We start from the raw sequence: 19558 nt of genomic DNA on the forward strand, positions 1-19558 counted from the left end.
AACCAAACCCCCCGCGGGGGGGGCCGCGGGGCCCCCCCCCCCCCCCCATCCGTCACAAGAGCGCGCGGATCGGCTCCAGCAGACCCTTGTTGCGCAGGGTCCGTACCGGATAGGTCTCATCATTCACGAACCGGTCGAGCGTGAAGCCAGGTTCGATCTTCATCAGCTTCTGCGCCGTGGCCATCGCCTTGTCGTGCTGACCGTCCACCGTGTAAAGCGCCAGCAGATGCCGGTGCGCGGGACGGAAGGACGGGGCGGCGCGGGCCGCGGCCTCTCCGGCCTCGATGGCGGTCTGAGGCTTGTTGCAGGCAACGCTGACGACGCAGTGATACAGGTCCCACCACTGCCGGAAGGGCGAAAAATGCGCGATGGCGCGGGCTTTCTCCGAGTATTTGAACGCCGCCTCGGGATCGTCGGCCAGCATCTTGGCCGCCGACAGCGCCTGCCAGGAAAACGCGTTGCAGGGATTGCGGGCGACCGCCTGTTCGGCCAGATCGAAGGCGCCGGCGCTGTCGCCCAGGGCCATGACCCGGGCATGTCCGACAAGCGATTGGGTCAGCGGATTTTCCGCCGACAGCTCCAGCGCCCGCTGGCCGAATTCGCCGATCTCCTCGTAGATGACCTTGGGATCGTCGTTGGTCAGCTCGATCAGCTGGATCGTGCGCACCAGACCGCGCCAGGCGAGGTAGACGCCGTTGCCATCCGCATCGAAGGCCTGTTTCAAGAGCCCGTCCGCCTCGAGCAGGGACGGGGCCTCGAAACTGAACATGCGGTAGAGCGCCAGCCGTGACAGTGCCGTGGCGCGCGCCTCGGGCCGGGCGTTCTCGATCACCAACGGCAGTTTGCCCAGCACCCGGTCGGCGGCTTCGAAGACCACCGTGGCCACGGTGTTGGACGAGGTCAGGATCTCCTCGGGCTTGTCGAGCTTGAGCAGTTTCGAAAACAGGACCCGGCCCGACGGCGCATGGGACACCTTGATAAAGACCGTGGGTTCACCCTCGGCCTCCATCAGGTCGCAGGACACGTCCATGTCCGCCACCGCCTCTGCCGCCTCGGACGACGCCAGATCGGACTTGCGCCAGGCGCGCACCTGTTCGGCGATATTCTCGCCGATCTGGTTGGCCAGCACGTCACCGATCATTCGCTGCACGTCCTGCCCGTGGGTCTGGGTGCGGCAGCGCAGGATCACCCCGTCGCTGTCGGACGGGCGGGCGATGTCGCGCCGGGTCTTGAGCCTGCTGCGTTCATCCCGCAGCCAGTCGTCGAATTCCGGGTCCCGGACGTCCAGCCCTTCCAGCAGCTCTCGGCTTTCGTCCAGTTCCAGCTCCGAACCCAGCACGTCCACCAGCACCCGGTGCGGATCCAGCGCAATACCCGAACGGTCGCTGGACAGGATGTCGCCGCAGTCGCCAAGCGCCCGGCGCAGCTTGCTCAGCGCCTGTCGCAGGTTGGCGCTGGCCTGTTCGGGGCCGAAGGTGCTCCAGAGCTTGTCCTCGAGCCAGCGGCGCGGGCGCGCCATCTTGGGGCTGAGCGCGAGGATGGCCAGCAGCGCCTGGTTCTTGCCGCCGGTCGGGGTCAGATCCGCACCATCCGGCCCCGTGACATTCAGGGGTCCGATCACTTCGATCCGGATGGTCGTCTTTGCAGAAGACATCGGCGGGGCCTTTGAATTGCGGCGTACGAAAAATCAGGTGGGCGACAACGTACAAACCGTATCACCGGTATTACCCCGGGGCAATCAAACGTTAATATTGCGTAAAAAGCCGTTGGCGCCGGACTTGGCCTTTGACCTGCCGCAGGACCAAGGGCCATAGTCCCGGTAATTAAAAGAAATTTCTCAGGGGGTTTGTCATGTCGATTTTCGGGAGTCAGGGGAGCCAAGGCAGTCAGGGGAGCCAAGGCAGTCAGGGAAGCCAGGGGAGCCAGGGCAGTCAAGGAAGCCAAGGCAGCCAGGGGAGTCAGGGAAGCCAAGGCAGCCAGGGGAGCCAGGGCACCGCAGGCAGCGCGCCCTCGTCCTACGTCAGCCTGGCGCTGATCCTCGCCCGGGACGGCACGCAGCAATACTGGCCCGGGGGCGCCGCGTCGCGCACCCCGCCGCATCCCAACCGCAGCGCCTGGGACACGTTCAAGGCGATGGCGCAGGGTCCGCGCATCGCCGTGCTGGACCGTGCGCTCGACACCATTTTCAACGTGGAACTGGCCAACCAGGCCGCCGCCAACGCCCAGGGCAAGGTGTCGGTCGGCGCGCAGACCTTGGTCACCCTGACCAAGCCCGACGATGCCTTTCTGGCCGAGCATCAGCTGCCCTACCTGCGCGCCGCCGCCGACCTGCGCGGCGACCGGCTGGCGGAAATCTCGGTCGAGACGGGCGACATCCTGTCGTTCTTCGGCTCGGTCGGCTACCTGAGCGCGGATGCGACGAAATGGACGTTGTGGCTGGCCAACGCCGTGATCCGGCTGTGCACGAAGCTGGAAATGCCTCTCAAGATGGGCTTTGACGTGCCGCGCCCGATTTCGATGGCCTACGAGGTGCAGCCGATGATCCAGACGCCCGGCCACCCGGCCTGGCCCAGCGGGCATGCCACCGAAAGCTTTGCGGTGGCCACGCTGATGACGCGGCTGATGTATCCCGCGCCTTTCGATCCGGTGGCCGCCGTCACCGGGCAGAACGCGCTGATGCGCCATGCCGCGCGGATCGCGTCGAACCGCACCGTCGCAGGGGTGCATTTCCCCACCGACAGCATGGCAGGCGCGGTGCTGGGCATCAGCATCGGCGAGGCGCTGGTCAACCTGCTGGACGGCAAGACCGAAACCATGTCGCGCGGGTTCGACGGGTCCGGTTATGCGGGCGATTTCAATCTGACCATTCTGGGTGAGGCGCTGACCGATCCCGCCGTGATCGATTCCACGCCAGTGCCGCTTGATCCCGGCAACGTGCCCGACTGGCTGGGCGATCTGTGGGCCCAGGCGACGGCTGAATGGTAGACGGGTTTAAACGGTAGATCCGGACCGTTGCGTCCGGGTCCTGTACCAGTGGGCCGGAACGCGCAAGCGCTCCGGTCTCCGCTTTCTTGAGGGGGCGGTTGGTCCGCCGGTCAAAGATGGCGCGGACGCGCCCCGCCTTCGCCGGTGACCACGCAGGCCCCCAGCTGCGGTTGCAGGGCCGGATCCACCGGATCGAGCGTCAGAACGTTCGGGTCCAGATCGTCGATCTGGCTGCCGCCACCGGCCTGCGAATTGGCGATGATGCGTGCCGCGCTCAGACCCAGCGCGCGGCTCAGCCGACCGGCGGCTGCGCTGGTGCCGTTGAGCGCAACGACCGAGCCCGAGATCGTGCCGCTGGCCAGCACACCCCAATGAATGCGCGTCGTGTCCGCGACGGTCGATACCGTCGGCGCGGGCACCGACCAGTCCGACCCGACCGAGGTGTAGAGCGGCGCGTGAAAGGCATCGTATGCCGGCGCACCTTCGGCGGCACCGACGCTGAAAACCTGCCGGTTGACGGCGGTGACCAGCGCGCTGTGGGTGGCGTCGCGGGTGATCGGGCAATCCGGCTCCAGCCCCCAGTAATTCTGCATCTGCGGGTCCCAGGCATAGGCGTCGGGACTGTCGAAATAGCTTTGCCGCCCCTGCGGTTCATAGCTGGGCAGGCTGTCGCCGCGCTGAATCTGCAGATGCACCGTCGCCGCCGCCGGGCCGGCATGGCGCACCGCCACCTCCCACCCGCCCGAGGGCGCAAGCGTGTCCCCTGCGAGCAGCGTGTTCGTGGGGGCAAGCGCCAGCAGGTAGAAGGGGCGTTGCGTGGTGCTGGTGCTTAGCTCATGCGCGGGGTTGAGGTAGATGCGCGCCACCGCCGTGCCGTCCTTTTCCAGCGTGCGGACCTGACCCGGTGCCATCGCCGCAAAGCCCGAGGAGGTGCCGTCGGGCGCGGTCAAATGCACCTGCAGATCTTCTGTCGGTGTGTCGGGGTCGGTGCGCACCTCCATGTAGCTGGGCGTGAGGTCGTCGGGCTGCGCCCGCCAGACGATGCCGCGATCGGTGGCGTGGCGCGGATTGGCCGTATCATAGTCGAAGCGGGCGACCTGACGGCTCAGCCGGTTGTTGCCGAACGACCAGACTACGCGCACGGGCTGGCCGGTCACCGCCTGCCAGTTCATCGCCTCCTGGCTGATCTGGTATTCGGTAAATCGCGTGCCGTCCTTGGGCCCGGCCAGCATCCCGAGCGAGATGTTGACGATCACCGGCGCCTTGGGATTGATCTGCGCCGCCTGCGCCAGGATCCAGCGCATGCCCTGCACCATGTAGGATTCGAAATGCGTGCCCGAGGTGTCGGCGATGGCCTGCGGCGGCAACTGCACCCCCAGAAGCGGCCATTTGCCCACCGGATCGTCGCTGTCGTCCGGGTCTGCACCGGCGGCCAGGTCCATCACCACCGTGCCGTGGCTGCGGCTGAAATCGGTGGTGCGATGGCCGCGTTCGGGAAAGAGCTGCGCGTTGAGCTGCGAATAGACCGCGCTTTCATCCAGCGATGGCAGATCGCCCAGCCAGGTATTGATGTCGCTCTTGGTCAGCACCGTGCCGACATAGGCGCGGCGGGGTCCGGGCAGATCGCGGCTTTTCTCGAGCGACTGCAGCCAAAGTGCCTGGAACCGGGTCTTGTAGCCGTCGCGGGTCTTGCGCTTGCGCCGGAACCGCGCGTTGAGAAAGCCGATCCCGTCATCCATCACCGCGATGATCGGCCGTTTTGCGGCGCGCGCGGCAAGATCGGCGGCCTCGTCCGCGTCGTCGTCATCGGGTTTGATCACCGGTTGCGACATCTCTGTCGCGGCAGAGGGTACGTCGGCATCCAGATCGACGGCCACGCCCACGTCCATGAGGAAAAGCAGATCGGCATAGGGCGCCATGTCGGTGCCCTTCCTGCGGTAAAGCGCATAGTCGTCGGGCAGGCCTGCGTTCTGCTGCGGATGGGTGATGCGCGCAGTCAGCCGCGCGTATTCCTGCGGGTCCATGACAAAGGGCGATGCGGGATCGTCGACCAGTGCCTGCAACGCGGTGCGCGCACTCTCGATCGCGCCGGTACCGGGCAGCAGGCGCACGAAAATCGGCTCGTACCACAGATGACCGTCGGGATCGGGCGGCAGCAGCGCCTCGCGGCGTTCCTGCATCAGCCACATCCAGTCCAGATAGGCATCCCAGTAGTCCGCCTGCGCAGGCGCGGTCCAGGTCAGGGTCATCGTCCACTCCCAATCACTTTAGACTATTGGCCTCAGCAAACGCCGCGGCCGGCCCTTGGGTCAAGCACCCCCCGGGCGTTTGCGGTTTTTTCACGCAGCATCTTTCGTGTCCGAAGTTTACCCTAGGGAATTCACGCGCGATTGCCGGTGCATTCACGCGCTGGTCACATTGCGTTCACGCGGCGCTGCCAGTCTGACGGCAAGAGAGTGTTCGACCGACTTTGCCAGTGCCATCGACCTGCCGATGCGTCCGGCGTGACAACCTTATTTTCAGGGGGCTCAAGATGACTGCCGACCAGATGACTTCGCCCGGAACCCTTCACCTGATTTCCGGCGGGCGCAACAAGCGCCAGCGCAAGGCCGCCGCCGCCAACCGGCCCGAAACGACCCTGCCGATCACGCCGCCCGTCATCCCGGACGCCCCGGCGCTGGCCACCGAACTGGCCCGCCTTTACGCGCTGGCGCTTCTGCGCGACGTGCCGTTGCACCGGATGTCCGACCCCGATACCGCCGTCCGCATCGACGGCGCGACCCGAATAACCCTGCACGCGCTGACAGCCGAAATTGCCCAACTGCCCTGGCCTCATCCCCAGTTCCGCCAGGCAACCGTGGCATCGGCTGACAACCTGTCCTCCCTGTCCGTGCCGGGTCACGCTGACCATCCTCCTGTCTCCCGTGGGGATGGTCAGCGGCTTTTGCCAGAACTGCTGGGCCTGCCGCGCCCGTCGGTTTTTCTCGAGGCCGGGGTGCTGGGCGCCACGGCGCCTGCGCCCGATATCGCACCGGCCTTGCCGCCGGACAATGCGCCGATGCCGCACTGGCTGGCCTGGGCTGAAACCGCGATCGGCGCCTGCCTGCCGCAGCCCGGACCGGACCGGCGCGCCGCCCCGGTGCGGACTCTGAGCGATCTGGCCGCGCAGGCGCATCTGGGCGATCCCCGTCAGCAGCCGCTGTCGCTGGCGCTGATGCTGCTGGGGCAGGGCCAGCCCTTTGACGAAAGCCTTGCAGCGGCCAGCCATCGCTGGACCGGACCGCGGCTGATGGCGCTGATGGTCACCGCCGCGCGCCGCGCCACCCGCGCGCTGCACCGGCAGGACCGCCGTGCCGCCCGTGATGCGCGTCCCGCCGTGGTGGCCGCGACGCTGGCCTTGATGCACGAATCCGAGGCGATGCGCGGCGGCCCCGATACCCGGCGGCTGACCGAGGCGCTGGCGCTCTTGCGCCGCGACACGCCGAACCTGCTGACCTGGATCGGGCGGCTCAACGCCGCGACCGGTACGGGCGGCTTTGCGCTGCCCAATCGCGACGGCACCGAAACCGCCGGCTGGACGCCGCTGCAGTTCCGCGAAAACCTGATGCTGCCGCCGCTGCACCACGACGGCGCGGCACTGCGCCCCGCCGATGCCGCCGACCGCGGGGTGATCCTGGGCGCGCTGGTCACACTGCTCAAGGCCTTCTTCGCCGGGGGGGACGACAGCCGCCAGACGGACGAGTTTGATGCGCTGGCGCAGAACCTCGTGGTGGGCCGCAGCGTCGCGGGCGGGTTCTATGGCTACGAGAACGCCCAGCACCTGCGGCTGGGCGAGGCGGTGGCGCTGGAGCTCTTGCGCGAAACGCTGGAGCAGGACGGCACGGCGGCGGGGCTCACCTTGCGCGGTTTTGATGGCCGTACGCTGGCGCTGCGGGCCGAGGCGCGCGGTCCCGGACCGGTCACTGTGCGTCTGCTCAAGGACGGCGTGCCGCAGCTTTGGCCCGCCTCGGGCATCGCGACCCCGCCGGAGCTGGTCGCGGCGATCTGACCCGCCGAATCAGCGGCAGATCCCGTCGACCTTGGCCCCGCCCCAGGGCATCCGCACCCGGGCCGGATCCAGCACCGATTGCAGCCGGTCGATCGGCATCTCGGCGCGGATCATGTCGCGCAGCCGCGCCGTGCGGGGCGCCTTTGGGTCCAGCAGATGGCAGCAGACGTATTCCTCGACAATCGCGCCCTGCTGTTCAAAGCCGTGATCGGAAAACCGCGTGCTGCTCTCCGGCTCGAAAAGGTAGGGATCTTCGCTGACCTGGTGTTCGCGCAACGCGCGCAGGGGGTGATAGCCTGTCTTGCGCCGGTTCTGCCACTGCCAGATGTGGGTGAATTCATGCGCGATCAGCATGACGTCGGCCAGATCGACCGCCTCGGGAAAGCCTTGCAGAAAATCGTCGCGAAAGAGATCGTCGCGGAAAAGCACGGTGTTGAAGAGCACCGTCGCGCCGGGGGACACGGTCACGCGTTCCCCGCGCGACGGCGGCCAGATCCGTTCCTGACAGGTCAGCCTGGGCCGGATGGGCCGGGTGTAAGTGATGGAGCCGCCGGGATTGCCGTCGATCAGCCGGACGCGCGAGGTATCGATCTCGTCCCCGTGCAGGGCCTCGGCCAGCACGACTTCGTTCGGGGTCAGCGGACGCCCGCAGGCAGCAAGAAGGAGCAGGGCACACAGAAGCAATCGCATGGGGGGATGGAAGCGCAAGCCGGACGCGGGCGCAAGCGCAATGCGTGCAACGATAGCTATGCTGCCAGATTTATGGTACTATCGCGAATATTTTCTGAAATTGAAGGTTTGCCCTTTGAAAGTCACATGCTATGAAACACGATGTTGTAGGAAATGCAAGAAGACTGAGTGATATGACGATTGAGCGCCTTCTTCGCCTCACAGACTTTGAAATTGATACTTTAAGGAACCACTTTAACCATAGAACGCCGTTTGGCCCCGAGAATGCCGGCGTTGTTAGAGACGCTGATGCGAAGTGGTTGATTTTTAGTACTCAGAACGAACTGTGTAAAGCATATCGAAAGAGCCCCAGGATAATTATTGGTAGACGGGGCTCGGGAAAAACTTCGATAGTATCTAATACAGATGAGCTTGTGGAGCACGATGTTACGCTATTGATAGATACTGCAGACGCGATTGAGTATGTGAGGGACGCGATTTTTGAAGATGTGGCGCCTTCGGACGTCTATGTTGAGAAAGTTGAAAAATTCTGGACATATGTCCTTGATGCGCTTCTGATGAGACAAATTGTAAAAAATTATGGAGAGCTTCGCTTCCCAAATTGCTCAAAGTTCTTGTCTACATTCAGCATTGGTGACGATGCTGGGTTCAATGATATCGTTTCCTCTTTTCGTAAAAGCGTTGACAGGCTTGGTGATGGGCTTGGAACATTTTTTGTAAGAGCTTTTTTTGAGTATATCGATACCGGAGAGGCAGGTTATGCATCAGCAATTCAGGAACTAGAAACATTCTCTTCTGAAAAAAATTTCTCGAGTGTTGCAATTATCGACTCAATTGAAGATTATAAGATAGGAAACGAGAAGAATGCTGCTAGTATCCAGGGTCTGTTAAAGGCCGTTGGAGAATATGGAAATAGACAGAGGCAGGTAAGGCTTTGTATTCCCGGTGAAGCATACTTTGAGATTAAGAATTTATCATCGAACTTTAGTAAAGACCTTTCGGATAGTTTAATCTTGCATTGGCTCCCGAGTGAGTTGATGCACATAATGGCTTGGCGTTATCTTATATTTCTTCGTATTTATTCTCCAGAAGATCTGTCGAAGTTCAGTGATCTGGATATAAAATCCAGGAGCCACGTCTCTAAGGTCTTGCAGAATTTCCTTCCGCAAACGATAAAAAATAGCTTTGGGAAATCAGAGTCTTCTCTTGCTTATATTCTTCGGCACACTCAGCTATTACCCCGGCAACTCATACTTATCCTCAATTCTATCTTTCGCACCAATACTGGCGAGCACATCTCAAGCTATCGTGATATTAATGTTGTTATGGGTTTGCGTAGTTGCGAAAGCTTTATTTGTGATGAGGTGTTTTCGGCGTTTCGGTATAAGTTTCCTTTCGCGGAAGATCTATGCAAAAAGGTCATTGTTCACTTGCCGAGAACATTTAGAGATGGAGATCTACATAGAGTGTACTCGAGGTTTGGGTCAGCAGTATTACGCGAGTATGGCGCTTTTGATTTTCATGATTTCAAGGAGATCCTTGTGGAAATTGGTGCTATTGGCCGCGTAAAAAATATAACTGGGATGTATGCCGAAGCTGAGTTCGAGTATGCGATGCCGGGAAGGCTTCACCTTGCTACTGACGACCAGTTGTGCCTTCATCCCGTATTTTCAGGTGTCTTTGAAGCAAGTGCACATCGAACAGACGAGGTGTTCGTATATCCTCAGCGTGATTGGTTTGAAAACGAAGAACAGAGAAGCGTCTGGCTAAAGGTATGAGCCTTCAAACATCCAACTCCTCCACGAACCGCGCGTTTTCCTGGATGTACTGGAACCGCAACTCCGGCTTCTTGCCCATCAGCCGCTCGACAAGATCGCCGGTCTCTCCGGGTTCGTCCTCGTCGATGGTCACGCGGATCAGCTTGCGGGTCGCGGGGTCCATCGTGGTTTCCTTGAGGTCCTTGGCGTCCATCTCGCCAAGACCCTTGAACCGCTGCACGTCGATCTTGCCCTTGCCGCCCAGACCCTTTTCCAGCATCCGGTCCTTTTCGGCATCGTCCGCGACGTAAAGCCGCTTGGCCCCCTGCGTCAGCCGGTAAAGCGGCGGGCAGGCAAGATAGAGGTGCCCGCCGTCGATCAGCGGCCGCATCTGCGCAAAAAAGAACGTCATCAGCAGCGACGCGATATGCGCGCCGTCCACATCCGCGTCGGTCATGATGATGATCTTGTCATAGCGCAGATCGTCGACGTTGAATTTCGTACCCATGCCGACGCCAAGAGCCTCGCACAGGTCCGAGATCTCGGCGTTCGAACCCAGCTTGGACGACGCCGCCCCCAGCACGTTGAGGATCTTGCCCTTGAGTGGCAGCAGCGCCTGGAATTCGCGGAACCGCGCGCCCTTGGCCGACCCGCCTGCGCTGTCGCCCTCGACGATGAAAAGCTCGGTGCCGTCGCGATTCTTGGCGGTGCAGTCGGTGAGCTTGCCGGGCAAGCGCAGCTTCTTGGTGGCGGATTTGCGCGCGGTTTCCTTTTCCTGCCTGCGGCGCAGCCGCTCCTCGGCCCGCAGCACGAGGAAATCGAGGATCGCGCCGGCGGATTTGGTATCCGCCGCCAGCCAGTTGTCGAAATGGTCGCGCACCGATCCTTCGACCAGCCGCTGCGCTTCGGTGGTGGCCAGCCGGTCCTTGGTCTGGCCCACGAATTCCGGTTCGCGAATGAAACACGACACCAGCGCGCAGCCGCCCGTAATCAGGTCGTCGCGGGTGATCTGGCTGGCTTTCTTGTTGCCGATCCGCTCTCCATGCGCGCGGATCCCCTTGAGGATCGCGGCCCAGAACCCGGCCTCGTGGGTGCCGCCTTCGGGGGTGGGGACGGTGTTGCAGTAGGACTGGATGAACCCGTCGCGCGACGGGGTCCAGTTGATCGCCCATTCGACCTTGCCCGGCGCGCCGAACTTCTCACGGAAATCGACGGTGCCGGAAAAGGGTGCGGCGGCATAGGTCGACGCGCCGCCCAGCGTTTCCATGAGGTAGTCCGACAGGCCCCCCGGAAAGTGGAACGTTGCCTCTTGCGGGGTGTCGCCATCGGCAATCGCGGATTTCCAGCGAATCTCCACACCCGAGAAAAGATAGGCCTTGGACCGCACCATCTTGAGCAGGCGGGCGGGTTTGAAGCGGTGGTGGCCAAAGATCTCCTCGTCGGCGTGGAAGGTCACGGTGGTGCCGCGCCGGTTTGTGGCCTGGCCCACGCGTGCGACGGGGCCCAAGGGGATGCCGCGCGAAAAGCGCTGTTCAAAGACTTCCTTGTTGCGCGCCACCTGCACGACCATCGAATCCGACAGGGCGTTGACCACCGACGCGCCCACGCCATGCAAGCCGCCCGATGTTTCGTAGGCGTCGCCCGAGAACTTGCCGCCCGCGTGCAGCGTGCACAGGATCACTTCGAGCGCGGATTTGTCGGGGAATTTCGGGTGCGGGTCGATCGGGATGCCGCGGCCGTTGTCGCGGATGGTGATGGCATAATCGGCGTGCAGTTCGACCTCGATCCGGTTGGCATGCCCGGCCACCGCTTCGTCCATCGAATTGTCGAGCACCTCGGCCACAAGATGATGCAGCGCGCGTTCGTCGGTGCCGCCGATGTACATGCCGGGGCGTTTGCGCACCGGTTCCAGCCCTTCGAGGATCTCGATGGACGAGGCATCGTAATCGGTGGGCGCGTGCCCGGAGAGAAGGTCTTCGGCCATGGCTGCTGCTCATTCTTGGTTTTGGTTGGGCCCAGTATGACAGAGCATCTGGTGCGGGGGAAGGGGCCGGACGCAAGCGGTTGTGGATAGGCGGGCGGTACGGCGCGCCTAGTCCGCCTTGCCGCGCAGCCAGTCGGCCAGTTCGCCGCTGTCCATGTGGCCCTGGGCAAGACGGATGATCAGATCGCCGATCTCGCGCGTTTCATGCGAAATCCGCGTATCGTTGATCGCGAGGCAGATCAGCATTACACGATAGGCCGTTCTTTTGTTGGCGTCGTTGAACCAGTGCCCTGTCGCGATGGCCTGCGCATAGGCCGCCGCAAGGTCGAAAACGTCTGCGATCATGCCGTAGACCAGCCGATTGTCGACCCGCGCCAAAGCGCCTTCAAGCGACTTGTCGCGGGCGCGCCCAGCCAATTCACCAGGGTTCAGGACCATGTCGTGAATGTCTTCGACCTGTGCGACGGACAGCAGGATGTAGGTCATTTGTCCTTGAGGTAGTCGAGCACCGGCTGGGCCTGCGCACGTGTTTCTTCGATGGCCGCCATCACCTCGTCCATCGTCGTATAGCGCGGCGCGCCATCGAGCGTCGCCTCTTCGGGGACGAGGTAGCCGACACAGCGGGAATTCTTCATGATCGCCAATGGCTTGCCGCCTGCGCGGTCCAGGACTTTCTGCGGTTCACGCAGTTCGGTTATGGTGCAGATGAGGTTGGTGTGCAGACGTGCCATAGGGTGTGCTTCAAAATGTGCATTTCAGTATACACTTTGGTGCGCATTCCGACAAGTGCCGCTCAGTCCTTCATCAGACGGTCGGCCTTCTTGCGCACCAGGACCGCGCGCAGGTCGTGCATGGCCAGCAGCAGCGCATCGGTCACCTCGTCAAGCTGCGCCTCGGTCGCCTTGGACTGCGCCCATTGCGCGGTCAGGTTCAGATGATCGATGGCGCGGTGAATGTCGTCGATGTCGCGCAGGGCCAGCAGCGTCCGGCGTTGGTCCATCCAGTCGCGAATCGCGGTCAGATCCTCTTCGGTCAGGTCGCGGTCGCCGTGCGGCTTGATCTCGCCGTTGCGGATGTTGATCACGGCGATCTGGTCCATCTCGATCCGGCGGTGGCGGTTTTCGGTGTCGACGCGAAAGGCGAGCGCACCGTTGTCACGGATGCGGAAGTAATAGTCGGGAAGATCGCTCGCCATCGCAGCCTTTCCGTCGCCTACTCTGCGACCAAGCCCTCACAAAACGCGACGATCCTGCCGCAGGCGTCGCGCAGCACGTCGTCCGATGTGGCATAGCTGATCCGGAAGTGCGGCGATAGCCCGAACGCCGCGCCAAAGACAACAGCGACACCGGTTTCCTCGAGCAGGGCCTTGGCGAAATCCTCGTCCGTGTCGATGCGCGTGCCGCCGGAGGAGGTCTTGCCCAGACATCCCTCGATAGAGGGGTAGACGTAGAAGGCGCCCTCGGGCAGGGGACAGGTGATGCCGGGGGCGGTGTTGAGCATGTCGACCACAAGATCGCGCCGCGCCTCGAACGCCCGGCATCGGGTGGCCAGAAAATCCTGCGGTCCGTTCAGCGCCTCGACCGCGGCCCACTGGCTGATCGAACAGGGGTTGGTGGTGGACTGGCTTTGCACCTTGCGCATCGCGGCGATCAGCGGCTCGGGCCCGGCGGCATAGCCGATGCGCCAGCCGGTCATGGCATAGGCCTTGCTGACGCCGTTGCAGGTCAGCGTGCGGTCGTAAAGCCCCGGTTCCACCTGCGCGGGGGTGCAGAAGCTGAAATCGCCAAAGGCCAGATGTTCGTACATGTCGTCGGTCATCACCCAGACATGGCTGTGCCGCATCAGCACATCCGTCAGCGCCTCGAGTTCGTCCCGGCTATAGCCCGCTCCCGTGGGGTTGCTGGGCGAATTGAACAGGAACCATTTTGTCCGGGGCGTGATCGCGGCCTCGAGCGCGTCCGGCGTCAGCTTGAAGCCGGTCGCCAGCGCGGTTTCCACCACCACCGGCGTGCCGCCGCCCAAAAGCACCATGTCGGGGTAGCTGACCCAGTAGGGCGCCGGAATGATCACCTCGTCACCCGGGTTCAGCGTTGCCATGAAGGCGTTGTAAAGCACCTGCTTGCCGCCGGTCGATACGCTGACCTGCGCCGGCGTGTAGCGCAGCCCGTTTTCGCGCTCGAACTTGGCGCAGATCGCGGCCTTCAGCTCGGGTATCCCGTCGGGGGCGGTGTATTTCGTTTTCCCGTCATGGATCGCCGCAATCGCCGCAGCCTTGATGTTGTCCGGCGTGTCAAAGTCCGGTTCACCGGCGGCCAGCCCGATGATATCGCGCCCCTCAGCCGCCAGATCGCGCGCGATCTGGGACATGGCGACGGTGGGCGACGGCTTCACGCGGGCTAGCTGTTCGGACAGGAATGACATTGGCCACCGGTTTGAAAACGGGAATGGCCTGTCATAGGGTGCAGGCAAAATGCGATCAAGCGGCTTCGGTCGGGAAGGAGATTTGCAGATGATGGATGGCGACGACTGGTACGGGCCCGACGCGGCCACCTTCGGCGACCGTGTGGCGGCGGCGCGCGATGCCGCCAACATGACCCAGGAACAGCTGGCCAAGCGGCTGGGGGTCAAGCTCAAGACCCTGCAAAGCTGGGAGGAAGACCTGTCAGAGCCGCGCGCCAACCGGCTGTCGATGATGGCGGGGCTTTTGAACGTGTCGATGATGTGGCTGATCAACGGGCAGGGCGAAGGCCTGAGCGGTCCGCTTGAAAAGGAAACCGCCTCTGAAGAGGTGCAGACCATCCTTGTCGAACTGCGGGCCATGCAGAACAAGTTTCATGCCGCGGCCGAGGACCTCGGTCGTCTGGAAAAACGCCTGCGCAAGACGATGACGGAAGGCGCCTGATGGCCGAGACGCCCGAACATCGGCTCAAGAGGCTGCGCATGCGTTCCATGCGGCGGGGTATCAAGGAGATGGACCTGATCCTCGTGCGCTACTGCGATGCGCGGCTCGAGGCGCTGAATGCGGCGGAACTTGACCGGTACGACGCGCTTTTGGCCGAAAACGATCAGGACCTTTATCAATGGGTGACGGGGCAGGTGGCTCCGCCGCCCCCGTTCAGCGGCCTGATCGCCGATATCGCCCGCGTGGCCGAGGGCGTGAAATAGCCGGTATTTTAGCGATCCCGGCGTGGTTTAACCGATTTTTTGTCTTTTTCTCCAATTGTCGACGCCAACAACAAGGCGGAGACAATAATGAGCATTCACCCCTCGCTTGGCGGCGGTCCGGAACAGGGCTTCATGACCGGATACCTCGAAGCGCTGGCGCTGGTCGAACGGCTGCACCGGCTGCTGCTGGATGTCATCAAGGATGAATTCGAACGGGTTGGCGTGCTGGAAATCAACGCGGTCCAGGCGCTGCTGCTGTTCAACATCGGCGATAACGAGGTGACGGCGGGCGAACTCAAGACCCGTGGATATTACCAGGGCAGCAACGTCAGCTATAATCTCAAGAAGCTGGTCGAAATGGGCTTCATGCACCACCAGCGCTGCGAGATCGACCGCCGGTCGGTGCGCGTGCGGCTGACCGAAAAGGGCCGCAATATCCGCGATGTGGTGGCCACGCTCTTTGCCCGCCATGCCGAGGGATTGATCAGCAAGGGCGTGCTGGGCCCCGAGGGGATCGAGGATATCACCGGATCCCTGCGCCGGATGGAGCGGTACTGGACCGATCAGATCAGGTACATCTACTAGGGATGTAACGACAGCCCGCGGGCAGCCCGGTCAACGCCGCGAAAACAGCTGACCCTGCAATTCGCGCTTGAGTTTGCGGACCATCGCGGCCTCGAAATCCTCGAACCCCAGCGCCGTTTCGACAAAGGCATCCGGCCCGTGGATCACGTAGGCGCGGAAATAGGCACTCAGCTCTCCGATTCCGGGGCTGATCTGGTCTGCCCGCGCGGGGGCGCCGATCACCAGCGCGTTGACCGTCACCGCGTCGGGCAGGGCATCGTGGCTGTCCTGCGGGCGGGGGCCGGTGTTGGATTTGCCGTCCCCCGACAGATCAAGCGTGCGTTTCCAGCAGGCCCCGCGCTGGCGCAGCAGACCGCCGCCATAGCGCAAGGCGCTGCCAAGTGCGGTCGACGGATCGCCAGACGCGCGTGCGGCGCTCCGCAGTCGGGCCGCCACGTCTGCCAGAGCGTCGGCATCGGTGATGTCGGTCCAGTCCAGCGTCAGGCGCTGATCCTCCGGCCCGCTCCATTCAAAGACCGCGAGCGCCACCGGGGCGGATGGCATGGTCAGAAGGGCGGCGCGCACCTCGGGATGCGTCAGCGCGCCCGCCAGCCCCTGTATCTGCAGCGCGTAATCCTCTGCATCGACCGAGCCGGACACATCCAGCCCCAGGGCCAGCGCCTGGCGGCAGGCGGCATCGGCAACGCTGGCCCAAAGGGTCAGCAGAAGAACCGCAAGCGCCGCGATCATCCCGGCCGCTCGGGGTGGGGAACGGCGCGGCTGCCGACCTGCAGATCATTGATTTCGCGGTAAAGCTTGCGCGTCATGGCGCGGCGATAGCCGTCATAGCCGGTCGCCGTCTCGACAAAGGCTCCGGCACCGAAGCGGACGAAATCCTCGAAATAATCCTGCACCTGCGGATCGGCGCCCAGAACCGCCAGACCGTTCACCGTCACATCCTGAAAGGGAAAGTGCCGATAGGCCAGTTCCGGGCCGAACCCATCGTTGGAAATCCCATCGCCCGACAGGTCGATCACCCGCCGGTCGCAGGCGGGCGCGCGGCGCAGCAGCGTCGCCCCGAATCCGAGCGCATAGCCCATTGCGGTGGGAAACCGGGTCTGGCTGCGCGGTGCGGCGAGGATCGTCGACACCGCGCCGTCGATGGCCGCGTCATCGGTCAGAAGTGTCCAGTCCAGCACGACGGCATTCTGGCGCCGGCCGCTCCATTCATAAGCGGCGAGGGCGACAAGGCCAGGCCCCCCGCGCAGGATCGCGTGACGGATGTCGGGATCGTCCAGCGCCGCGGCGACGCCGGTCTTTTGCAGATCGTGCTCGGCGGCATCGACCGAAGACGACACATCCAGCGCCAGCAACAGGGCCAGACGACAGTTTCCCTGGGCCGCCAGGGGGGCGGCCCAGAGCAAGAACAAAAGACCCAGAAGCCTTACCAATGGCCGGTATTCTCCATACTCGCCCAGGGTTCCTGCTTGGGCAGCGCATCGCCCTGCTGCAGCAGCTCGACCGAGATATTGTCGGGCGACCGGACAAAGGCCATGTGCCCGTCGCGCGGCGGGCGGTTGATTGTCACGCCGTTGTCCATCAGATGCTGGCACATGTCATAGATATTCTCGACCGTGTAGGCGAGGTGGCCGAAATGGCGGCTGTCGGACGGCAACCCGTCGTCGCCGTCCCAGTTGTAGGTCAGCTCCACATCCGCGGTGCCGTCATCCTGTTCGGGCGGGCACAGGAACACCAGCGTGAACCGCCCGCCTTCGTTTTCGCTGCGCCGCCGTTCCTTGAGGCCCAGAAGTTTGAAAAACTTGATGGTTTCGTCCAGATCCTTGACCCGGACCATGGTGTGCAGATAGCGCGTCGGCATGATCTCTCCTTGAATGCTGCTTTGGGACAAGGCTAGCAGCCGCGCGCCATAAGTCGAGATGCGTCACGTCTTCAGAAGGCCGATTGAAACCCCACCGAGATCGAAAATTCGTCGGTGTCGAAGCGGCTGACGTTTGAATCGCCGCGCTCGGCGCTGAGTGTCACCGTCGGCACGAAGCCCGCGTAATCGAGCGTGTGAAAGGTCATGTCGAGCTTGGCCCCAAGGGTCACATCCTCGCGCCCGCCGGGCACCGGAAAGATCACGCGGTAATCCGGGTAATGCTGTTTCGAGGCCACGACCCCGCCCGAAAGCCGCACCGGCCCCAGAGCGCGCGCCATGTCGTAATCCAGCCGGATGGTCTGGGTGTCGCTGGTCTGCTGGGTGTTGTCCGACACGCTCTTGGTGGTGGCAAGGCTCAGCGTCAGGCGGTCCTTGTTGCCCAGCCGCTGCGCCAGCGCCGCGCGCCAGCCGGTGGTGCGGATATCGGAATAGGGGCCGCTGTCGTTCCACTGCTGCTGGCGCACGTGGCCAAAGCTCAGCGCCGTCGCGTCACTGGAGCGGTGGGTCAGCGTCGTCTCGGCCCGGCCGTAATCATACCCCACATCGCCGCCGAACCACGCCCGGCCCAGAAACAGCCCGCCACTCAGATACGTGCCGCTATCGGTGAGTTTCTGGGTGTGGCTCAGCCCGATTTCCATCAGGGTGGTGTCGTAGTTCGAGCCCTTGGCGTTCGGCGCCTTCTTTCTGGCGTCGTCGCTGAGTTTCACGCGCTTGACCTGCAGGCTGGTGCGCAGGTTGGTCTGCGAGGTCTCGGACCGGTGCAGCCGGTAACGCAGCCGCAGATCGCCGCGCGCGACGGTGCCCGACAGCGCCTGCGCATCGGGCGACAGCACGCCCACGATGGGAAAGCCATCGACGGTGTTGATCTCTTCGGACGATCCGCCATTGACGTTCGACGATGGCGTCACCGACAGCCCGACGTTGAGCCGCAGCCGGGCGGCCCAGCGAACGGCGCGGAATTCATGCGCGGCGCGCGCCTTCATCGCCGGGTTGGGGGCGGTGTGCAGGGCGCGGCGCATCCATATCTGCGCGGGAAAGAACCGGTCCTGCCGCGCCGCGGTCAGCGCGGCGATGCGGGCGGCCTCGTGTTTCTGGACCGGTGTCTTGGCCAGCTTGTACGACATTCGCGCCGCGGGGCGCGCCTCCTCGGGCTGGCCGTTGCGCAGAAAGACCTGCGCGATGATGAAATGCGAATAGCTGTCCTCGGGGTCGGCGACCAGCATCGCGCGGGCGATGCCAAGCGCCAGTTCGAAGGCGCCCGCCCGCACGGCGCGAGCCGCGGCCACGCGCATTTCGGGAAGGCTCAGAACCACCTCTTCGCCCGCGTCCGCAGTGGCCGGGGCCTGCGGCGTCGCGGGCAGGGCGGGGGCCATCAGGCCCGCCGCCAGAACCGCCGTCAGGACCGCGCGGTGCATGGGATCAGTCCGGTTCGACGATGTCGCAGACTTCGGCATCGCCGGTCTGCCCGCACTGGGTCAGGACGAAGACGCCGATTTCGATCTCGCCGGTGCGGTCCTCGTCGAATTCATCGAGCGCCACGATCCCGGCCACGAAGCTGGCATTCTCGCCCCCGAAAATGCCGCCGTAGCTGCCGATGCTGCGGTCCGGGAAGCCGTCGAATTCGACCTCACCCAGGAATTCGCCGTTCTCGTCGATATCGGTGATGATCAGGGCGATATCATCCAGCTGCTGCGCGTCGGTTCCGTCGATCGGGCTGACCAGAATGCGGTTGTAGATGCCGCCGTTCACCTTGTTTTCGGCAAAGTTCGCGTTGATGAAGATCAGGCCGCGCACGATGGCGGCCTGGCCCGGCAGATCGGGAAGCGTGTCCGGATCGACCGTGTCGGGAATCTCGATCAGCTCGGACCCGTTGGCGCTGGTGATGTTGGTGATCCCGGCATAGCCGCCCGCATAGGACACCTGGCCCTGGCCCGGCCCGGGGCCGACATCAGGGGGATTGTAGCTGCCGTCGCGTTCGTAATAGCCGCCCTGGATCACCCGGTTGAACTGGCCGCCGTCCGACACGATCGCCGCGCGGGTGCTGCCATCGGGGCTTTCCGCCCCCAGGGCCACGAACAGCCGGTCCAGCGCATCCTCTTGCACCGTGTAAGCCAGGTAGCCTGCGGTATCGAGGTTGGGATTGCGGTTGTACGTGACCTCGACCGGGGTGCTGTCGATGCCCGCGATTTCAACCGTCACGCTGCTCTTGTCCGGGCTGAAGGCGAAAGACGCGAGGTTCTGCGACAGCTCGTCCGGGACGCCCGGCGCTTCGGCTTCGGTTTCCTCGCCGGTCTCTTCCTCGGTCTCTTCTTCAGTGTCATTCTTGAGCACGTCGCCACCGCCACCGCTGCAGCCAGCTGCCAGCAATAGCGCGAGAATCACCATGAATGTGCGGATCATTGTTCTGCTGCCTCGGGTCGTTTTTG

At 63.5% G+C, this 19558-nt stretch carries 19 protein-coding genes; 6 read left to right on the forward strand and 13 right to left on the reverse strand.

Annotated features, from left to right (window positions below; translation table 11 throughout):
* Positions 1-52: 52 nt before the first annotated feature.
* Positions 53-1654, reverse strand: coding sequence for a transcriptional regulator (locus tag ACOXXX_RS03360; RefSeq protein ID WP_422825134.1), 1602 nt, complete (start codon positions 1652-1654; stop codon positions 53-55).
* Between the two features lie 197 nt (positions 1655-1851).
* On the opposite strand from ACOXXX_RS03360, the gene ACOXXX_RS03365 reads away from it, so the two are divergent.
* Positions 1852-2985, forward strand: a complete 1134-nt coding sequence (locus ACOXXX_RS03365; protein ID WP_422825135.1) for a phosphatase PAP2 family protein — start codon at positions 1852-1854, stop codon at positions 2983-2985.
* A gap of 110 nt (positions 2986-3095) precedes the next feature.
* On the opposite strand, the gene ACOXXX_RS03370 is transcribed toward ACOXXX_RS03365, so the two are convergent.
* On the reverse strand, positions 3096-5234 hold the full coding sequence (locus tag ACOXXX_RS03370) for a S8 family serine peptidase (RefSeq protein WP_422825136.1): 2139 nt from the start codon (positions 5232-5234) through the stop codon (positions 3096-3098).
* Positions 5235-5518: 284 nt separating this feature from the next.
* Here ACOXXX_RS03370 and ACOXXX_RS03375 point away from each other — a divergent pair, with 284 nt between their 5' ends.
* A complete protein-coding gene (locus ACOXXX_RS03375) occupies positions 5519-7033 on the forward strand; it encodes a hypothetical protein (protein WP_422825137.1) in 1515 nt (504 codons plus the stop codon).
* Between the two features lie 9 nt (positions 7034-7042).
* Here the strand turns inward: ACOXXX_RS03375 and ACOXXX_RS03380 are convergent, their stop codons facing one another.
* A complete protein-coding gene (locus ACOXXX_RS03380; RefSeq protein ID WP_422825138.1) occupies positions 7043-7723 on the reverse strand; it encodes a hypothetical protein in 681 nt (226 codons plus the stop codon).
* 131 nt (positions 7724-7854) lie between these two features.
* Between ACOXXX_RS03380 and ACOXXX_RS03385 the strand changes: the two genes are divergently transcribed.
* Complete coding sequence (locus ACOXXX_RS03385; RefSeq protein ID WP_422825139.1) at positions 7855-9501, forward strand: P-loop ATPase, Sll1717 family; 1647 nt, start codon at positions 7855-7857, stop codon at positions 9499-9501.
* Between the two features lie 4 nt (positions 9502-9505).
* Here the strand turns inward: ACOXXX_RS03385 and parE are convergent, their stop codons facing one another.
* From parE to ACOXXX_RS03410, 5 genes are all read right to left on the reverse strand, one after another.
* On the reverse strand, positions 9506-11464 hold the full coding sequence (parE, locus tag ACOXXX_RS03390; RefSeq protein WP_422825140.1) for a DNA topoisomerase IV subunit B: 1959 nt from the start codon (positions 11462-11464) through the stop codon (positions 9506-9508).
* Positions 11465-11572: 108 nt separating this feature from the next.
* Positions 11573-11950: a type II toxin-antitoxin system death-on-curing family toxin gene (locus tag ACOXXX_RS03395; RefSeq protein ID WP_422825141.1), complete on the reverse strand. Its 378-nt coding sequence runs from the start codon at positions 11948-11950 to the stop codon at positions 11573-11575.
* Positions 11947-12195 (reverse strand): hypothetical protein, encoded by a 249-nt coding sequence (locus tag ACOXXX_RS03400; protein WP_422825142.1) that lies wholly within the window; start codon positions 12193-12195, stop codon positions 11947-11949. Before ACOXXX_RS03400 ends, ACOXXX_RS03395 begins: the two co-directional genes overlap by 4 nt.
* Positions 12196-12257: 62 nt before the next feature.
* Positions 12258-12659, reverse strand: coding sequence for a hypothetical protein (locus ACOXXX_RS03405; protein WP_422825143.1), 402 nt, complete (start codon positions 12657-12659; stop codon positions 12258-12260).
* A gap of 17 nt (positions 12660-12676) precedes the next feature.
* Positions 12677-13885, reverse strand: coding sequence for a pyridoxal phosphate-dependent aminotransferase (locus ACOXXX_RS03410; RefSeq protein WP_422825144.1), 1209 nt, complete (start codon positions 13883-13885; stop codon positions 12677-12679).
* An 88-nt stretch (positions 13886-13973) separates the two neighbouring features.
* Here ACOXXX_RS03410 and ACOXXX_RS03415 point away from each other — a divergent pair, with 88 nt between their 5' ends.
* From ACOXXX_RS03415 to ACOXXX_RS03425, 3 genes are all read left to right on the forward strand, one after another.
* Entirely contained in the window at positions 13974-14366 is a 393-nt protein-coding gene (locus ACOXXX_RS03415; RefSeq protein ID WP_422825145.1) for a helix-turn-helix domain-containing protein, read from the forward strand.
* Positions 14366-14629 carry a succinate dehydrogenase assembly factor 2 gene (locus ACOXXX_RS03420; RefSeq protein ID WP_422825146.1) on the forward strand — a complete coding sequence of 88 codons (264 nt, stop codon included), beginning with the start codon at positions 14366-14368 and terminating at the stop codon, positions 14627-14629. The genes ACOXXX_RS03415 and ACOXXX_RS03420 overlap by 1 nt, the downstream gene beginning before the upstream one ends.
* Positions 14630-14716: 87 nt before the next feature.
* Positions 14717-15214 carry a MarR family winged helix-turn-helix transcriptional regulator gene (locus tag ACOXXX_RS03425; protein ID WP_422825147.1) on the forward strand — a complete coding sequence of 166 codons (498 nt, stop codon included), beginning with the start codon at positions 14717-14719 and terminating at the stop codon, positions 15212-15214.
* A gap of 30 nt (positions 15215-15244) precedes the next feature.
* Here ACOXXX_RS03425 and ACOXXX_RS03430 read toward each other — a convergent pair whose 3' ends face one another.
* From ACOXXX_RS03430 to ACOXXX_RS03450, 5 genes are all read right to left on the reverse strand, one after another.
* Positions 15245-15943 (reverse strand): DUF1194 domain-containing protein, encoded by a 699-nt coding sequence (locus ACOXXX_RS03430; RefSeq protein ID WP_422825148.1) that lies wholly within the window; start codon positions 15941-15943, stop codon positions 15245-15247.
* Positions 15940-16644 carry a DUF1194 domain-containing protein gene (locus ACOXXX_RS03435; RefSeq protein ID WP_422825149.1) on the reverse strand — a complete coding sequence of 235 codons (705 nt, stop codon included), beginning with the start codon at positions 16642-16644 and terminating at the stop codon, positions 15940-15942. Before ACOXXX_RS03435 ends, ACOXXX_RS03430 begins: the two co-directional genes overlap by 4 nt.
* Positions 16638-17072: a VOC family protein gene (locus ACOXXX_RS03440; protein ID WP_422825150.1), complete on the reverse strand. Its 435-nt coding sequence runs from the start codon at positions 17070-17072 to the stop codon at positions 16638-16640. The genes ACOXXX_RS03435 and ACOXXX_RS03440 overlap by 7 nt, the downstream gene beginning before the upstream one ends.
* Before the next feature lie 71 nt (positions 17073-17143).
* Positions 17144-18547, reverse strand: a complete 1404-nt coding sequence (locus ACOXXX_RS03445) for a hypothetical protein (RefSeq protein ID WP_422825151.1) — start codon at positions 18545-18547, stop codon at positions 17144-17146.
* 4 nt (positions 18548-18551) lie between these two features.
* On the reverse strand, positions 18552-19532 hold the full coding sequence (locus ACOXXX_RS03450) for a hypothetical protein (RefSeq protein ID WP_422825152.1): 981 nt from the start codon (positions 19530-19532) through the stop codon (positions 18552-18554).
* Between the last annotated feature and the right edge of the window lie 26 nt (positions 19533-19558).

The organism is Thalassococcus sp. BH17M4-6, from assembly GCF_049323015.1.
Lineage (GTDB): Bacteria > Pseudomonadota > Alphaproteobacteria > Rhodobacterales > Rhodobacteraceae > Puniceibacterium.

Excerpts from the sequence above, each read along its gene's own strand:
- ACOXXX_RS03430 (WP_422825148.1), bottom strand. The coding sequence starts at position 15,943 with ATGATCGCGGCGCTTGCGGTTCTTCTGCTGACCCTTTGGGCCAGCGTT.
- ACOXXX_RS03395 (WP_422825141.1), bottom strand. The coding sequence starts at position 11,950 with ATGACCTACATCCTGCTGTCCGTCGCACAGGTCGAAGACATTCACGAC.
- ACOXXX_RS03410 (WP_422825144.1), bottom strand. The coding sequence starts at position 13,885 with ATGTCATTCCTGTCCGAACAGCTAGCCCGCGTGAAGCCGTCGCCCACC.
- ACOXXX_RS03420 (WP_422825146.1), top strand. The coding sequence starts at position 14,366 with ATGGCCGAGACGCCCGAACATCGGCTCAAGAGGCTGCGCATGCGTTCC.
- ACOXXX_RS03380 (WP_422825138.1), bottom strand. The coding sequence starts at position 7,723 with ATGCGATTGCTTCTGTGTGCCCTGCTCCTTCTTGCTGCCTGCGGGCGT.
- ACOXXX_RS03365 (WP_422825135.1), top strand. The coding sequence starts at position 1,852 with ATGTCGATTTTCGGGAGTCAGGGGAGCCAAGGCAGTCAGGGGAGCCAA.
- ACOXXX_RS03385 (WP_422825139.1), top strand. The coding sequence starts at position 7,855 with ATGAAACACGATGTTGTAGGAAATGCAAGAAGACTGAGTGATATGACG.
- ACOXXX_RS03415 (WP_422825145.1), top strand. The coding sequence starts at position 13,974 with ATGATGGATGGCGACGACTGGTACGGGCCCGACGCGGCCACCTTCGGC.
- ACOXXX_RS03440 (WP_422825150.1), bottom strand. The coding sequence starts at position 17,072 with ATGCCGACGCGCTATCTGCACACCATGGTCCGGGTCAAGGATCTGGAC.
- ACOXXX_RS03360 (WP_422825134.1), bottom strand. The coding sequence starts at position 1,654 with ATGTCTTCTGCAAAGACGACCATCCGGATCGAAGTGATCGGACCCCTG.
- ACOXXX_RS03375 (WP_422825137.1), top strand. The coding sequence starts at position 5,519 with ATGACTGCCGACCAGATGACTTCGCCCGGAACCCTTCACCTGATTTCC.
- ACOXXX_RS03400 (WP_422825142.1), bottom strand. The coding sequence starts at position 12,195 with ATGGCACGTCTGCACACCAACCTCATCTGCACCATAACCGAACTGCGT.
- ACOXXX_RS03405 (WP_422825143.1), bottom strand. The coding sequence starts at position 12,659 with ATGGCGAGCGATCTTCCCGACTATTACTTCCGCATCCGTGACAACGGT.
- ACOXXX_RS03370 (WP_422825136.1), bottom strand. The coding sequence starts at position 5,234 with ATGACCCTGACCTGGACCGCGCCTGCGCAGGCGGACTACTGGGATGCC.
- ACOXXX_RS03450 (WP_422825152.1), bottom strand. The coding sequence starts at position 19,532 with ATGATCCGCACATTCATGGTGATTCTCGCGCTATTGCTGGCAGCTGGC.
- ACOXXX_RS03425 (WP_422825147.1), top strand. The coding sequence starts at position 14,717 with ATGAGCATTCACCCCTCGCTTGGCGGCGGTCCGGAACAGGGCTTCATG.
- parE (WP_422825140.1), bottom strand. The coding sequence starts at position 11,464 with ATGGCCGAAGACCTTCTCTCCGGGCACGCGCCCACCGATTACGATGCC.
- ACOXXX_RS03445 (WP_422825151.1), bottom strand. The coding sequence starts at position 18,547 with ATGCACCGCGCGGTCCTGACGGCGGTTCTGGCGGCGGGCCTGATGGCC.